Origin of the sequence: Streptomyces sp. CB02923 (assembly GCF_001905005.1) — a bacterium.
GTDB lineage: Bacteria > Actinomycetota > Actinomycetes > Streptomycetales > Streptomycetaceae > Streptomyces.
In genome coordinates this window covers 800117-813706 of sequence record NZ_LWKZ01000012.1, presented here as the reverse complement: position 1 = coordinate 813706, position 13590 = coordinate 800117, and the positions used below count along the sequence as shown (strand labels likewise).

Annotated in this window: 21 protein-coding genes; 17 read left to right on the top strand and 4 right to left on the bottom strand. The window is 71.5% G+C overall.

Annotated elements, in window-relative coordinates; genetic code table 11:
• The first annotated feature begins 3 nt into the window (after window positions 1-3).
• The 4 genes from A6A06_RS15145 to A6A06_RS15135 all read left to right on the top strand — a co-directional run bounded on the left by A6A06_RS15145 (window position 4) and on the right by A6A06_RS15135 (window position 1387).
• Entirely contained in the window at window positions 4-516 is a 513-nt protein-coding gene (locus A6A06_RS15145) for a WhiB family transcriptional regulator (protein ID WP_073761709.1), read from the top strand.
• A gap of 77 nt (window positions 517-593) precedes the next feature.
• A complete protein-coding gene (locus tag A6A06_RS41700) occupies window positions 594-740 on the top strand; it encodes a hypothetical protein (RefSeq protein WP_199930883.1) in 147 nt (48 codons plus the stop codon).
• Complete coding sequence (locus tag A6A06_RS15140) at window positions 733-975, top strand: hypothetical protein (protein WP_073761708.1); 243 nt, start codon at window positions 733-735, stop codon at window positions 973-975. Before A6A06_RS41700 ends, A6A06_RS15140 begins: the two co-directional genes overlap by 8 nt.
• On the top strand, window positions 965-1387 hold the full coding sequence (locus tag A6A06_RS15135) for a hypothetical protein (RefSeq protein WP_073761707.1): 423 nt from the start codon (window positions 965-967) through the stop codon (window positions 1385-1387). Before A6A06_RS15140 ends, A6A06_RS15135 begins: the two co-directional genes overlap by 11 nt.
• Before the next feature lie 65 nt (window positions 1388-1452).
• Here the strand turns inward: A6A06_RS15135 and A6A06_RS41695 are convergent, their stop codons facing one another.
• From A6A06_RS41695 to A6A06_RS15120, 4 genes are all read right to left on the bottom strand, one after another.
• Complete coding sequence (locus A6A06_RS41695) at window positions 1453-1602, bottom strand: hypothetical protein (protein ID WP_199930882.1); 150 nt, start codon at window positions 1600-1602, stop codon at window positions 1453-1455.
• 107 nt (window positions 1603-1709) lie between these two features.
• Window positions 1710-2162 carry an FxLYD domain-containing protein gene (locus A6A06_RS15130; RefSeq protein WP_073761706.1) on the bottom strand — a complete coding sequence of 151 codons (453 nt, stop codon included), beginning with the start codon at window positions 2160-2162 and terminating at the stop codon, window positions 1710-1712.
• A gap of 102 nt (window positions 2163-2264) precedes the next feature.
• Window positions 2265-2486 (bottom strand): hypothetical protein, encoded by a 222-nt coding sequence (locus A6A06_RS15125; RefSeq protein WP_073761705.1) that lies wholly within the window; start codon window positions 2484-2486, stop codon window positions 2265-2267.
• Window positions 2487-2544: 58 nt separating this feature from the next.
• The gene (locus A6A06_RS15120) at window positions 2545-2790 is read right to left on the bottom strand and encodes a hypothetical protein (RefSeq protein WP_073761704.1); all 246 of its coding nucleotides are present in this window, start codon (window positions 2788-2790) and stop codon (window positions 2545-2547) included.
• A 187-nt stretch (window positions 2791-2977) separates the two neighbouring features.
• Here A6A06_RS15120 and A6A06_RS15115 point away from each other — a divergent pair, with 187 nt between their 5' ends.
• The 13 genes from A6A06_RS15115 (at window position 2978) to A6A06_RS15060 (ending at window position 13576) form a co-directional block, all read left to right on the top strand.
• A complete protein-coding gene (locus A6A06_RS15115) occupies window positions 2978-3157 on the top strand; it encodes a hypothetical protein (RefSeq protein ID WP_073761703.1) in 180 nt (59 codons plus the stop codon).
• The gene (locus A6A06_RS15110; RefSeq protein ID WP_242440738.1) at window positions 3154-3984 is read left to right on the top strand and encodes a hypothetical protein; all 831 of its coding nucleotides are present in this window, start codon (window positions 3154-3156) and stop codon (window positions 3982-3984) included. The genes A6A06_RS15115 and A6A06_RS15110 overlap by 4 nt, the downstream gene beginning before the upstream one ends.
• Window positions 3985-3991: 7 nt before the next feature.
• Entirely contained in the window at window positions 3992-4153 is a 162-nt protein-coding gene (locus tag A6A06_RS41690; RefSeq protein WP_199930881.1) for a hypothetical protein, read from the top strand.
• Window positions 4154-4313: 160 nt separating this feature from the next.
• Complete coding sequence (locus A6A06_RS15105) at window positions 4314-4790, top strand: hypothetical protein (protein WP_073761702.1); 477 nt, start codon at window positions 4314-4316, stop codon at window positions 4788-4790.
• On the top strand, window positions 4787-5293 hold the full coding sequence (locus tag A6A06_RS15100) for a hypothetical protein (RefSeq protein ID WP_073761701.1): 507 nt from the start codon (window positions 4787-4789) through the stop codon (window positions 5291-5293). Before A6A06_RS15105 ends, A6A06_RS15100 begins: the two co-directional genes overlap by 4 nt.
• On the top strand, window positions 5290-6168 hold the full coding sequence (locus tag A6A06_RS15095; protein WP_073761700.1) for a hypothetical protein: 879 nt from the start codon (window positions 5290-5292) through the stop codon (window positions 6166-6168). The genes A6A06_RS15100 and A6A06_RS15095 overlap by 4 nt, the downstream gene beginning before the upstream one ends.
• Before the next feature lie 87 nt (window positions 6169-6255).
• A complete protein-coding gene (locus tag A6A06_RS41685) occupies window positions 6256-6399 on the top strand; it encodes a hypothetical protein (protein ID WP_199930880.1) in 144 nt (47 codons plus the stop codon).
• 389 nt (window positions 6400-6788) lie between these two features.
• Window positions 6789-7196 carry a hypothetical protein gene (locus tag A6A06_RS15085; RefSeq protein ID WP_073761698.1) on the top strand — a complete coding sequence of 136 codons (408 nt, stop codon included), beginning with the start codon at window positions 6789-6791 and terminating at the stop codon, window positions 7194-7196.
• A complete protein-coding gene (locus tag A6A06_RS15080) occupies window positions 7193-8545 on the top strand; it encodes a terminase large subunit domain-containing protein (RefSeq protein WP_079194023.1) in 1353 nt (450 codons plus the stop codon). The genes A6A06_RS15085 and A6A06_RS15080 overlap by 4 nt, the downstream gene beginning before the upstream one ends.
• A gap of 12 nt (window positions 8546-8557) precedes the next feature.
• Window positions 8558-10864, top strand: coding sequence for a phage portal protein (locus tag A6A06_RS15075; RefSeq protein ID WP_079194022.1), 2307 nt, complete (start codon window positions 8558-8560; stop codon window positions 10862-10864).
• A 2-nt stretch (window positions 10865-10866) separates the two neighbouring features.
• Entirely contained in the window at window positions 10867-11205 is a 339-nt protein-coding gene (locus tag A6A06_RS15070) for a hypothetical protein (protein ID WP_073761696.1), read from the top strand.
• Window positions 11206-11380: 175 nt separating this feature from the next.
• Entirely contained in the window at window positions 11381-12022 is a 642-nt protein-coding gene (locus A6A06_RS15065; RefSeq protein ID WP_073761695.1) for an HK97 family phage prohead protease, read from the top strand.
• Between the two features lie 222 nt (window positions 12023-12244).
• Window positions 12245-13576: a phage major capsid protein gene (locus tag A6A06_RS15060; RefSeq protein WP_079194020.1), complete on the top strand. Its 1332-nt coding sequence runs from the start codon at window positions 12245-12247 to the stop codon at window positions 13574-13576.
• The last annotated feature ends 14 nt before the right edge of the window (window positions 13577-13590 follow it).

Below are 13590 nucleotides of genomic sequence, written 5' to 3'. Positions count from 1 at the left end.
CCCATGACCACCACCCCGCCCCTCGGCCGCCCCGCCTGCGCCACCGACCCCGCCCCGTTCTTCGGCACCACCGAACAGCAGCGCGCAGCCGCGACGCTCTGCGCCACCTGCCCCCTCGTCGAGCCGTGCCTCACTGCCGCCCTCGACGCGGAGGAACGATTCGGCGTGTGGGGCGGCCTCACCCCCACGGAGCGCCACCGCCTCACGCACGACGACGGCTCGTGGGTCGACGACGCCGGCACCGTCCGCGCCGCGTGCGGTACGGACATCGGGCACAAGCAGCACAAGGCCCGCGGCGAGCAGTGCGCCACCTGCCAGCAGGCGCACGACGAGCGCACCGCCGACGGCCGCCGGGCGCGGCTGATCGTGGAGCACGCTGCCGGTGGGTCGTTCTACGGCTACCAACTGCACCTCCGGCTTGGCGAGGACGCGTGCGGGCCGTGCACGGCGGCGCAGGCGAGGTTGTCGCAGAGGGGCCGGGACACGCGGGTGGCGCGGCTGGCGGTGGCTTCGTGAACGCCCTACGCGCCGTCGTGCGCGCCGCTGTGTGGCTCGGTGGACGCCCGGCCCGTCGTGAGGCGCGTGAGGCCGCTGTGCGCGCCGAGAGAGCCGCACGCCCCCGCCGCCCGGCCGAGCAGGCACCGCTACTCACCGCGTGCTGCGAGCGGTGGTGGCTCACCGCCGGCCGCACACACGACCGCACCTGCCGCATCGTCACCGAGGAGATCGACCATGCCTAGACGCACCTTTACGAACCACCGCCCTGGCGAGGAGGGCATCCACATCCGCTTCACCTCCCAGGACATCACCGCCCTCCTCGCCGACATCCAGCCGATCGCCGACGCCCGCACGGCCACGCGCGAGCTGCGCCTCGTGCTGGAGCGCGCCGCGGTCGAACTGGGCCTCACCGCCTCCTTCCGCGTTGAGGACGCCAGCGCCCGTGGCGAAGCCGAGGAGACCAACCGTGCCCACTGACCCCGCCCGCGAGATCGTCCGCGCCGTCGACCGGCTGACGACGCAGGTCAGACGCCTCGCCGACCACCTGACGACGCCCGTCACCGACGAGCCGACGACGGCCAGCGCAGCTCCACGCCAACCCAACGCTGCTCGCACTGGCCGCTCTACCCATGGGGAACAGCACTACCGAATTGGTGACGATGGCGCTGCCTGTCGCGACGCGCTGCTGGTGCTCCTGTCCCGCGCCGCCCGTGGCGTCCTCACCCCCGACGAGGGCCCGCTCCTCCGGCAGCACGTCGAGCACCTGCTCCACGACCGCGACCAACTCGCCGCCGCCGTCGACCGCGTACGTGCCGTGGCCGACGGCGACATGGAGCTACAGGACTACGTCGAGCGCGAGGCACTACACGATGCCCTCGCTACCCCGTAACCGTAGAGTGCTGCGCCCCGTCAGCCACCCGGCCGACGGGGCGCAGCGCTGTGCGGCCCGCACTCTCAGCCCTGCGACTCCCGGGCCGCCATGTCCGGCGGCTCAGCTCGATACGCCTCGTCCGCGGCGTCGATGCCCTCGCAGTAGCACGGGCCGCCGGGGTCGCTGGCGGCCGGGCACTCGTCGTAATGGTCCTCAGTCTGATCAGTGGTCATGCACTCTCTCCTTCGGTCTCAGGGGCTTGCCTACAACCGCGGATGGCGAAAGCGACTAATTACGAACAATTTTGAGGCGGGTGGGGCTGGAGTGGCGCCGCCTCGTGTCAGAGTGAGTACCGCTGCACGTCCGCCACCTTGCACGTGATCTTGCCGGACGCCTTCTCGAACCCCTGCGCCGTCGCCCGCGCCTTCTGCCCCGACGCGAGGTTGTTCTCCGCCGCCGCACCCGTGCCGATCCGCGTACCACTGGAGTCGACGAACTCCACCTGCACCATGTAGTTGAAGGTCCGCTCCGTGTGGTTCGTGATCAGCAACTTCGCCGACGGCCACCCCGTCGCCCCGCTCACCTCACAGCTGGTGATCTTCACGTCGCCCGCCGCCTCACCCCCCGGCGCGGCAGCCATACTCGGCGACGAGTCGGCCACCTCCGGCGCAGCCTTCTCCGGCACCGCCCTCGCAGGCGCCGGCGTCGCCTTATGCTGCGGCACCCCCACCATGCAGCCGGTGAGTGCCACCGCCCCCACGATCAGGCTGGCTGCGGCGAAACGTATGCGCATGATCCCCCCACGGGTGCGAAGTTGAGGACGCAACCGTACGAGCCGGGCGAGACGCGCGGGAGAGCCGTGGCGATCCTGTGACCATTCCGCAGCCGACGCCGGTCAGCCCGCCTCGTCGCCACCCCAGTCGTCCGGCCCGCCGCCGCGCCACTCGATCAGCCCGGGATCGTCCGGCCGGACCGCGCCCTCGTCGAGACCCGCGCGCCGCAGGAACTCGACCACATCAGCCCAGCCGTACGCCACCCCCAAGACCGTGCCGTCGACCGACACTCGTCGGCCCCCGCTCGGGGACGGTGGATGCACGATCACGGGTCGCCGCTCCATGAACCCACGGTGCGCGCCGGACGGTGACGACGCACGTCAACGGCCGTCGGACGGGTGGCTACTTCCCCCGCGCGATCTGCCCGGCCCGGTCCCCGCTCGTGCCGATCTGCTGGCCGATCTCGTCGTACGTCCGGCCCTCCCGGTGCGCAGCGATCACCGCGTGCTGACGGACCTCCCTGAGGAGTGAGTGCAGCTCTGGCCACTCGCGGAGCAGCCTCGACGTCTCGCGCGCCCGCTCGATCGGGTCACTGATCGCCTCCAGCGCCCGTACGGCCTCGCGTACCGCGTCCGCCTCACCCGCCATGATCCGCACCTCCCGACCGGAGAGTAAGGCTGCACAGCGCACCCAACGAGGGGTACCCTTCGAAAAACGAGGGGTACCCCTCGCCGCGTCATGACGGGCCACCGACGCCCGTCGACGCCCCACAACAGAACGGCCCCCGGCGGTGTGGCTGCACTACCGGGGGCCTGACCAGGAGAGGTGATTCTCCATGGCTGAGCAGCAGCCTACCCACACCCCGGACGACGAGGCACAGGCCCGCGTCCGCCGCCTCCAGGCCGAGGCCGCCGAGGCTTACGCCCGCCACCAGGACCCGGCCACGGCCGCCGCCGCACGCGACCAGTCCGCCACCGGCCGCGCTCACGGCAACGAGAACGGCGGCAACCGGTGAGACTGCACCGCCGCATCTGGCACCGCCTCCGCGCCCGCGGCACCACACCGCTCCCGCCGTCGAGCGCCCGCATCCCCTGGTGGGCATCACTGTTCACGGACGCCGGGCGCCCCATCGTCGCCGTCCTCGTCATGGTCATGTGCGCCCCCGGCGAGCACCACCTCGGCGTGCTCGCCGGATGGGACACCCGCCTCGCATGGGGCATGGCCTCCGTCCTCGCCGCGTACGCAGGCATCGCCGCAGTGGTCGCCTCGCGCCGACCGAAGGGAGCGCCGGGCAAGACGAGCGCGGTGGTCGGGGCGTGGCTGGCGCTCGGTGCCGCCATGGCCGCACAGCCCGTGTCGCATCTGTTCGTGACCGGGCACTGGTCCGCCGAGCCGCACGCCCCCGCGTGGCTCGTCGTGGTCGTGTCGTGCGTGCCGCCGCTCGTCCTCGGTCACCTGCTGCACCTCGCGGCGACGCCCGTCCCGGCCCCGTCGACCAGCGTCGACACCGAGCAGGACGCCCCCGTCGTCGAGCGCGCCGACGGGGAGACGACCACCCCGGCACCGGCCGTACCGCCGGTCGAACAGGCCCCGCCGCTGCCGCCCGCCGAGCCGCAGCGCCCGCCGATCGTCTACCGCGACCCCAGGTGCGCCGCCATCCGGCCCCTGTACGACGGAGGCACCCGCCCCGGCACCGCCGCCATGCGCGACGCCCTGCTGGACGCCGGGCACGGACGCGTCGGCGACTCCACGATCCGCGGCGTCATCCGCGCCGAGATCGAGGAGCACGAGCCCCAGCTCGCCGCGTACCCGCCCGCGCTCCCCGCAGCGCACACCGCGTAGGCCGGCCGTGCCCGCGCTGCTGTTCTTCCTCACCGCGACCGTGACCGGGCTCGTCGGCTTGGTGCGCACCGCACCAAGCCACGCCCCCGGCCGGTACGCCGTCCCCGTCGCTGGGACCACCGCCGTCATCCTCACCCTCGCGGCCCTCGGTGCCGCCCTCTACCGCTGAGGACCCCATGTCTGACCCCATCCGCCCGACTCGGATCATCCCCGCCAGCCAGCCCTGGCCCCCATTCCAGCGGCCGGCCGCCGCCCCGGTGGCGCCGCCCGCACCGCCTGGCCCGCCCGCGCCCCCGATCTCGCCCCCCGTCCCACCCGGCGGCGGAGGGATGACGCCCTGGCTGCCACCGCAGCCGCCGGTCCCCTGGGCCGGTCCGCCGAAGATCGACTTGTACGTCACTGTTCAGCCCCCGGTGCCGGTAGAGCCGGACCTGCGGTGGTGGCAGCGTCTCGGCCGGGCCGTCCCGTACAGGGTGTCGCCGCTGGTCGCGGTGACCGCCGTCGCGGCCGCGAGCATCCCGCTGCCGGGCGTCGGCTACGGCGTCGGCCGCATCTGGGGCGCCCTGCTGGACGACCTCGGGACGAACGTCCACTACGCGGCGTCCCACGCCGCAGCGGCCGTCGTCATGGGCGTGGTGGCCGCGCGCATCCACTGGCCCTGCCGCCTGCGGACCAACCTCGCCGGCGGCCTCGTCCGCCGCCTGACCTTCCTCGACGCCTTCGGCGTGGCCGTCACCGTCATCGGCGGCACCTGGGGCGTCCTCTGGCCCGATCTTGTCGCAGCAACCACAGGAGTCCGCGGATGAACGCCGGAATGACCATCGCCGGAGCCGTCGTCTCCGTCGCCATCTTGATCATCAACGTGAGGTCATGGTGGAAAGGCAACCGCGAGCTGAAGGCCGCGGTCCCGTTCGGCGGCGGGCTGATCACCGGCGCCGCCTGGACCACGTGCGTCGGCGGCATCCTCGGGTGGTTCGCCACGCAGGCCGTCGAGGCGAGCAACAAGGTCGGTGACAAGGCGGTGTCCGCCGTGACCGGCGCCAAGGGCGGCGGGGGCCTGGCCCAGGGGTCCGTCGGAGCGCTCACCTATCCCGGCGCCTGTGCGGTTCTCGTCGCCGCGGTGATCGGCGTCATCGTCTGGAAGGCCGCGGGCAAGACCGACAAGAAGCGCATGATCGGCGGCGTGTTCGCCGGGGCGACGCTCTGCGCTACGGCCGGGTTCGCTCAGCTCATGCAATGGGTGCCGGACCTGTACAACGCGATGGGTGACGCTGGTGTGGCTGTCCTGAATGGGACGGTGACGCTGTGAGCGAGACCACGCCGGAGGGCGGTGCTCTCACCGGCCGCGCCGACGAGCTGAAGGTCAAGGCGGCGCAGGCGGAGGAGAAGGCGAAGCAGGCCAGCGCGTGGGCGGTTCGGCTGATGTCGGCGCTGGGGGAGGGAACCGGCCTGCTGGGCAGGCGCCTCACCGACCGGCTCAAGGGCTGGTGCCTGGAGGCACACCGCTCCGACCTGACGGGCTTGTCGGCCGACCTCGGGATCTACGTGCGCGGTGCCCTGCTCCTCGGCGCCGGGGCCAGCCTGTGCTGGCTGGTCTACCGGCACTCCGCGCTCATGTGGCCGCTGGCCGTCGGGTGGTCGCTCGCGGCCCTCCGCGCCAAGGTCAGCGCCGACAAGGCGAAGTCCGCCAAGGAGGCCCCGGCCGACGGCAGCCCGGAGGGCGCGGGCAAGCGCGCTCCGGGGCCCTCCCCGGAGGCGTTCGTGCACCTCCTCCACGACCTCGTGGAGACCTGCTCCGAGGGGGGCAAGATCACCCCCGGTCTGCACCACGCTCAGGTGGTCGCCGCGCTCTCTTCCCGCTACCCCGGCCGGGCCTGGAAAGCGGCCGACTCCCGGGCCCTGTGTGAGGCCGCAGGGGTGCCCCTGACCCGGGGCACCCGGGCCACCGGTCCGGGTGCCTCTCGGGGGGCGTCCACCGGGGTCCGTACTCGGGACCTCCCGGCCCGCCCGCCGCACCCCTCCCCTGGCCCCTCTCCGGAAGGGGCCCAGGGCCCGGGCGTTGCTGTTGTTTCCGCAGGTCAGATCGAGCAACAGGTCCAGCAACAACAACAGCAACAGCCGCCGGACAACGCCTTCGCGTTCGTCCAGGACGAGAGCAACCCAGCGCGCTGGCACGTCGCCTGACGCGCATCTCAGCCCCGGGGCGGCCGACTGCTGCCAGGCGACCCGGCCGCCCCGGTCCCATCCCGATCACGAGATAGGAGCGCCATCATGGCACTGCCCTCCATGCCCATACGCGACCCTGGCCGGGACGGCGAGCGGCCTGAGGACATACGGGAGTACGCGAGCAGCACCGGCGGATGGACCACCGCCCCGGCGGACAAGCCGGTCCCCGGCAAGCCCAAGAACGGCTGATCACCTGCCACACTGAACGAGGCCACGCCGCGCATCCCCCGTCGCGGCGGGGCCGTCCCGAAGGAGGCCGCTATGCCCATCCCTGTAATCGTCGTCGTGGCCCTCTCCGTGGTGTGGGTCGCGGCTTCGCTGATCACGGCCTTCCGCGTCGGCCGCTCCGGGCCACGGTGGCTCTGCTGGCCCGCGTATGGGTGGGGTGCCTACACCCTCCTAATCCCGGCGTCGTGGCGGCGCCGGACGGCGGCCCCGAGAGGCAGGTAGCCGATCACACTTCCTGCGGCCCCACCGTGCCCCGGCATGGTGGGGCCGCTTCATGTCCGCGAATGACACCACCCAAGATCCCGCCGCGCCGAAAATCCTTACCCTCCCCACCAGGGAGGCGAGCGGACATGGCCACGAAGCGCAACGAGATCGTCGCGACGCAGCGGGAGGACGAGGTCGTCCTCTTCTACACCCGCGACCGCCTGACCTTCCACCAGATCGCCGACCGTCTGCACCTCAACGTCAAGACGGTGTACGAGGCGTGGAAGCGGGCCCGCAAGAAGTACGCCGCCGCTGCCGCCGAGGAGCACGGCGCGTGGATCGGCGAACAGCTCGGGGTGCTGGACGAGATCATCACTGGCCTGATGCCGCGCGTACGGTCCGGCGACGCCAAGGCAGCCGAAGCGATGATCAAGGCTCTCGACCGGCAGTCCAAGCTCCTCGGCCTCGACGCGCCCATCAAGGCGTCCGTCACCGTCACCGACGAGATGACCGCCCGCGTCAAGGCCCTCGCCGACGAACTGGCGGAGCTATGACCGTCGCCCCTAACGAGCTGGACGCGCGCCTCGCCAGCATGGGCCCGGAAGAACTGGCCCTGCTGGAGGAGGAACTGCGCGCCAAGCTGTGGGCGAAGCGCTGGGGACGCTGGACGCCGTACCCCTGGCAAGTCCCGCCCGACCACATAGAGACCCTGGGCTGGTGGCTCCAGCTCGGCGGGCGCGGCACCGGCAAGACGGACGGCTGCGCGAGGTACATGGTCGAGCACGTCAACGGCCCGCCCTGTGACCCGCGGCTGCGCGGTGGCCACCGCATGGCCATCATCGCCCCGACGCAGGGGGACGCCGTTGAGGCGTGCGTCAACGGACCGTCCGGGCTGAAGGCGCACGACCCGCGCGTCGTCCTGCGCACCACGGCCGGGGGCACGTTCGCGCGGTGGCCGGATGGTGCCGAAGCGAAGTTGTTCGGGGCGCACAACCCGGATGATGTCGAGCGGCTGCGCGCGGGCGGTAATCGCTGCTTGGTGTGGATGGAGGAGGCCGCCGCGATGCGCCGCCTCGGCGCCGCCATCACGCACTCGGAGATGGGCCTGCGCATCGGCCCGAACCCGCACTACATCGCGTCCACCACACCCAAGCCGCGCACCGAACTGATCAAGCTGACACAGCAGGCAGACGTGACCGTCACCCGCGGCCGGACCCGCGACGCGATCCACCTGCCAGAGGAGCAGCGGCGGAAGCTGATCGCGAAGTACGCCGGCACGCGCATGGAGGCGCAAGAACTGGATGGCCAGCTCCTCACCGACATCGAGGGCGCCCTGTGGTCCCGAGCCCTGTTCGACGCGACACGCGTCGGTGCAGCCCCGTCCATGTCCCGCGTGGTCGTCTCCATGGACCCGGCTGCCACCTCCGGCGACGAGTCGGACGAGATGGGCATCATCGTGGCTGGCCTCGGACAGCAGTACCTTCCGGACCGCAACGGCACGATGCGTCAGCACGGCTACCTGCTCGATGATCTGTCCGGCCGGATGCCGCCCATCGAGGCCGCCCGCCGGGCCATCGCCACGTATCACCAGCACAGAGCCGACGCGGTTGTCGTTGAGGTCAACAACGGTGGCGACTGGATCGTGACCACCATCCACCAGATCGACCCGACCGTGAACGTGCGCAGCGTCCACGCCACCCGCGGCAAGCTCACACGGGCCGAGCCTGTTGCCGCCGTGTTTGAGCAGCACGCGGCTCATGTCGTCGGCAGCCTGCCGGAGTTCGAGGAGCAGTGCGTCACGTGGGTTCCCGGTGACGACTCTCCGGACCGACTGGACAGCGGCGTGTGGGCCCTCACCGATCTCATGCTCGCCCCCGCGGGCAACCTCGCCGCGGTCGCATAGGAGGACGACGACGTGGGACGACTCAGAGACGCGCTCGATGTGGCGCGCGGCCGGCGCTCCGTCGGCGGCCTCGACCAGCTGCGGGACCGCCGCCCGATCACCGTCGCGTCGATCGGTGGGCAGCAGTCCCTCACGCTGGACCTGGACGCCGAGGCGCGCGGGTACGCGCACAGCGCGGTGGCGTACCGGTGCGTGGCGGCCATCGCCGACAACGGCAGCAGCGTGCCGCTGGTGGTGCGGCGGCCGGACGGCGAAGCCATCATCGGGCACCCGGTGGCGCACCTCTTCAACAAGAAGCCGAATCCGCAGATGAGCGCCCGCGTCTTCAAGTCGCTCATCCTCCAACAGGCGGAGTTGGCCGGGCAGAGCTTCGTGTGGCTCGACCGCGGCGAGACCGGGCTCGGCCCGATCACCGAGGCGCACCCGGTGTACGACGACGTGCAGGTCGTGGTGAACAAGCCGATCGCCGCGCGGCCGACGACGGCCGACATCGTGGGCTTCGTGATCAACCGAGCCGACGGCCAGCGTGTGCCGGTCCTGCCGGACGAGATGCTGTGGCTGCGGTATCCGCATCCGTTCGACCCGCTCGGCTGCCTCGCGCCGTGGAAGGCCGCACGGCACGCGGTGGACATGGACGCGTACGCCCGCGAGTGGCAGCGCCGGTCCTACGCCAACGGCGCTGCGCCGAGCGGTGTGCTGTACGTCGGCGACCAGACCGAGCAGCAGTTCGCGCAGACCCGCGCGTCGTGGCGCACGTCGATGCAGGGGCCGGAGAACGCCGGTAAGACGCTGCTCGTCGCCTCGCCGCCGGGCTCGCAGGGCAAGGGCATCGAGTACGTCCGCGTGGGCCTGACCACGGAGGAGATGGCCTACCTCGAATCCCGCATGGCCAACAGCGCGGAAGTGATGTTGGCGTTCGGGGTGCCACACGACTACCTCGCCGCGGGCACAACGTACGAGAACCGTGCCGCCGCCCGATCGACGTTGTGGTCCGACACGATCAAGACGAAGCTGGAGATCATCGGCTCCGAGATCGACCGAATCCTCCTGCCTTCGGACGCCGAGGAAGCAGAGTTCGATCTGTCCGGCGTCGAGGCTCTGCAAGAGGCGCAGGACTCGAAGGCGAACCGGGCTCGCGCGTCGATGTACGCCGACATCACCATGGTGGACGAGGCCCGCGCCGTGCTCGGCTACGACCCCCTGCCGAACGGGCTGGGGCAGCACACGTTGACGCCGTACCGGGCGCAGTTCGCACCCGTGCAGGGCGCGGCGGGAACAGACGATGCCCGCTCGTGGGACGCCGATTTCTCCCGCCTTCCGGGCCCGGACGTGGACACCATCGTCGCGAGGGCTGTCGAGTCGACGCTGTCCCGTCTGCTGGGAAAGACGCAGGTAGACGCCCGTCCCGCGCCCGTCCGGCGTGCGCTGACGCGTGCGGACGACGGCCCGTCGTCGCCATCGCTGGCGGAGATCGCCGAGGCGTACGACGGGCTGGAGGCGGCCGGGCGCGCGGCGGTGCGGGCCCTCGCCAAGGAACAGGGCGCCCGCGTGCTCCGCGACTTCGACCGGCTGATGAAGAAGCCGCAGCGCTCGACCGACTGGCTCGCCGAGGTGCGCGAGGAGTCGTGTGCCCTGGCCCGCGAGGACACCGTCCGCCTCGCCCCGCCGGACCCGGAGACGACGCCCGCGGACCGGATGACAGACCTCGATGTCGCGGCCGGCCCGGAGGGCTGGGAGCAGCGCATCCGGGTACGAGAGTTGTTCGACGGCGGGTACTGGCGGCGCCGAACGCGGGAGGTGCTGCGGCCGTTCGTTGAGCGGGCGTGGCGCCGCGGCGGCGCCTCGATCACCGCCTCGTTCGACCTCGACGAACCGGCGGTCGGCGAAGCCCTGGACGACCGTATCGACGAGCTGGCCGGGCGGGTGACTGCGACGACCGAGGCCGTGCTCCGGTCGCAGCTGCTCGCGCACGGCGTGGCGGACGGCGAGTCGGTCCCTGAGCTGCGGGCCCGCATCCAGCGCGTGTTCAGCAACTTGTCCGACTTCCGCGCGACGATGATCGCCCGCACCGAGACGGTGGGCGGGTACAACGCCGCGTCATGGCTGGCCGCCCTCGACGCGGGCGCCATCCGCAAAACCTGGCTGGCCACCGCCGACCAGCGCACCCGCGAGACGCACCGCCAGGAGAACGGCCGCACGGTGCCGATGAACAAGAGGTTCACGCTCACCAAGTCGCGGTGGCCTGCGGACCCGACGGCGCCAGCGTCGCAGGCGATCCAGTGCAGGTGCGCTCTCACCTTCCAGTTCGTGGAGGACTGATCATGGCGACGCTGCTGCGCGGCGAGGTCCGCGCCATCCTGCAACCCGCAGGCCACGCCCAATACAAGGGCGCCTACTGCCCGCCCGGTGTCCCGTACCGCGAGGTGCGGCGCGGCCCGTTCGACGGCAAGGCGGACATCGCCGTCCGCCCGGACCCGAACGGCGAACTGCCCCGACACATGACGTTCGGTGGCGGCACCGTCGTGTACGAGTACGACGGCCGGGACCAACAGGGACGGGCTGTCTACCGGTACGCGCCGCGCCTCTCCCCGTCTCACCGGACCGTGATGAACGGCGTCGCCGAGGTGTACGCCGAGCACACCCTGAAAGGGAACCGATGAACGTCGAGATGATCCCGTGCCCGTACTGCCGGGTGCCCCAGCCTGCGCGCATCAGCTTCCCCGTGGACGTTGACCTTGCCCGTGACGATCTGCCGGACGCGGTGCCAGTGACTCCGGTGGCAGACCTGCGGGCCGCCAAGGCACATGCCCAGTCGTGCCGAGCGAGGAGGACGCGGTGACCGAGATCGAATTCCGCGCGGCCGTCGACATCGACCTCCGCGCCGCCGATGCCGACGACGGCACGTTCGAGGGCCTGGCCTGCCGGTACGGCGTGGTCGATAGCTACGGCACCACCTTCCATCAGCGGGTGTTCCGTAAGGGCCTCAAGGGGCAGTACGCCATGCTGTTCATGCACTCCCCGATGCAGCCCGTCGGCACCTTCACCGCCGAGGAACGCGACGACGGCCTGTACATCACCGGCCGGTACGACGACACGGCCGCCGGCCGCGACGCCCGCACCATGGCCCGCAGCGGCTCGGCCCCCGAACTCAGCGTCGGGTTCGTACGGACGGACCTGCCCGACTGGGACAAGCTCGCCGAGATGGACGACGACAAGCGCCGCGACGTGATGGAGAACATCCGGTCAGCCCGGCTCGTCGAGGTCTCGCAGATCACCGCACGCATGGCCGCCGTGCCCGGCAGCAAGCTCAAGACCGTACGGCACGCCCTCGGCGCTCTGTACGAGGACATCGACGCCCCGGCCCCCACCCTCGACGAGCAGGTCGGCGCCGACCGCGATCGGGTGGTCGAGGAGCAGCGGCGGGCCCGGCAGCGGCGGGCGGCGGCGCTGCGCCTCGCCGTGATCGGCGGCACGTGATGGAGCGACGACGCAGGTAGACGCCCGTCGCCACCGCGAATGACACCACCCCCCACCGCAGTGCGGAACATGTGATCTACCCTCACCGCATCGATCCGGGCCGCCTGTACCGGACGTGAAAGCCACAGGCACGCCGGGCGCGATCCACCGGCCGTGAAAGACGGACGCAGACCCCAGACATCTGGGCGGCTGCGACCCGCCCACGGACCGGAAGGCACCGCGATGAGCAACCGCGCGAAGCCCATCGGTCGCCGCCGCGACGGACGACCGATCTACCCCATCAAGGGCGCAGCCCCGACCCTCACCGAGCAGCGGGACGCCATCCTCGCCAGGCTCCGCGACGAGAATTTCGATGGCGACCACGACGCCCTGATGGCCGAGGCCGACGACATCGAGGCCCGCATCGAGCAGGCCAACCAGCGTCAGGCCAGGCTCGATCGGCTCTCAGCCGCTGCACCGCCCGCGCCCGGCGGTTCTGGCTCCGGCTCCGGCCCGGAGCAACGTGGGCAGCAGCGCGAGGACCGCGGCTACCAGCCCGACGACCAGGGCCGACAGCACCCTGTCACCGTCGCCGAGGCGTTCATCCGCTCACGCGCCCTGGAGACGTACCGTGCCGCCGGGTACACCGGCAAGACGCGAGTCGACTTCGGCCCGGATGACGTGCGGGACGCTCCGGCCGGCACGGTCAACACGGGCACGTACCCGCTCCAGAACACCCGCGTGCCGGGGATCATCCCGCAGAACCCGGACTACCCGCTGTTGGTCGCCAACCTGCTGGACAGGCAGACGAGCGACGGGACGACGCTGGAGTATCTGCGGGACACCTCCGGGCCGGTGACGGGCACGGGCACATGGAACAAGGCCGCTGTCGTGCCGGAGGGCACCACGAAGCCGATGTCCGGCCCGTTCTCCTTCGACCTGATCACCACGACCCTCAAGACGGTGGCGCACTGGGTGCCGATCACGCGGCAGGCCGCGGATGACAACGGGCAGTTGATGGGGTACATCAACGGCCGTTTGACCTATGGCTTGGATTTCAAGCTCGACCGGGAGATCTTGACCGGCAACGGCAGCTCTCAGATGCAGGGCATCCTGACCACGCCCGGCATCGGCACGTACCGGCCCGGCGTCGGATCGACGGACGCCAAACTGATCACCGTCCGCAAAGCCAGGACTCAGGCTGAGCTGGCGCTTTACCCGCCGGACTCGATCGTGATGTCGCCCCTCGACTGGCAGGACATCCAGCTCGACGAGGACAAGAACGGCCAGTTCCGCGTCATCACCAGCGTCCAGGACCCCGGCGCGCCGCTGCGTCTGTGGGGCCTGACCGTCGTCACCTCCGTCGCCATGAGCGCGGGCACCGCGCTGCTCGGTGGTTTCCGCGCCGGGGCCACGCTGTGGGAGCGGCAGGGCGTGACGATCCTCATGAGCGATTCGCACGCGAACTTCTTCATCGAGAACACCATCGCGATCCTCGCCGAGCGCCGCGCCAACGTCGCCGTGCACACCCCGGCCAGCTTCGTGAAGATCACGTTCGCCGCCGCCACCGCCTGACCTGGCCCCACCAC

Bases quoted from the DNA above. Each gene is read 5' to 3' on its own strand.
- A6A06_RS15060 (WP_079194020.1), top strand. From the start codon at position 12,245: ATGAGCAACCGCGCGAAGCCCATCGGTCGCCGCCGCGACGGACGACCG.
- A6A06_RS15120 (WP_073761704.1), bottom strand. From the start codon at position 2,790: ATGGCGGGTGAGGCGGACGCGGTACGCGAGGCCGTACGGGCGCTGGAG.
- A6A06_RS15085 (WP_073761698.1), top strand. From the start codon at position 6,789: ATGGCCACGAAGCGCAACGAGATCGTCGCGACGCAGCGGGAGGACGAG.
- A6A06_RS15130 (WP_073761706.1), bottom strand. From the start codon at position 2,162: ATGCGCATACGTTTCGCCGCAGCCAGCCTGATCGTGGGGGCGGTGGCA.
- A6A06_RS15125 (WP_073761705.1), bottom strand. From the start codon at position 2,486: ATGGAGCGGCGACCCGTGATCGTGCATCCACCGTCCCCGAGCGGGGGC.
- A6A06_RS15080 (WP_079194023.1), top strand. From the start codon at position 7,193: ATGACCGTCGCCCCTAACGAGCTGGACGCGCGCCTCGCCAGCATGGGC.
- A6A06_RS15105 (WP_073761702.1), top strand. From the start codon at position 4,314: ATGACGCCCTGGCTGCCACCGCAGCCGCCGGTCCCCTGGGCCGGTCCG.
- A6A06_RS15070 (WP_073761696.1), top strand. From the start codon at position 10,867: ATGGCGACGCTGCTGCGCGGCGAGGTCCGCGCCATCCTGCAACCCGCA.
- A6A06_RS41685 (WP_199930880.1), top strand. From the start codon at position 6,256: ATGGCACTGCCCTCCATGCCCATACGCGACCCTGGCCGGGACGGCGAG.
- A6A06_RS15140 (WP_073761708.1), top strand. From the start codon at position 733: ATGCCTAGACGCACCTTTACGAACCACCGCCCTGGCGAGGAGGGCATC.
- A6A06_RS15145 (WP_073761709.1), top strand. From the start codon at position 4: ATGACCACCACCCCGCCCCTCGGCCGCCCCGCCTGCGCCACCGACCCC.
- A6A06_RS15115 (WP_073761703.1), top strand. From the start codon at position 2,978: ATGGCTGAGCAGCAGCCTACCCACACCCCGGACGACGAGGCACAGGCC.
- A6A06_RS41695 (WP_199930882.1), bottom strand. From the start codon at position 1,602: ATGACCACTGATCAGACTGAGGACCATTACGACGAGTGCCCGGCCGCC.
- A6A06_RS15100 (WP_073761701.1), top strand. From the start codon at position 4,787: ATGAACGCCGGAATGACCATCGCCGGAGCCGTCGTCTCCGTCGCCATC.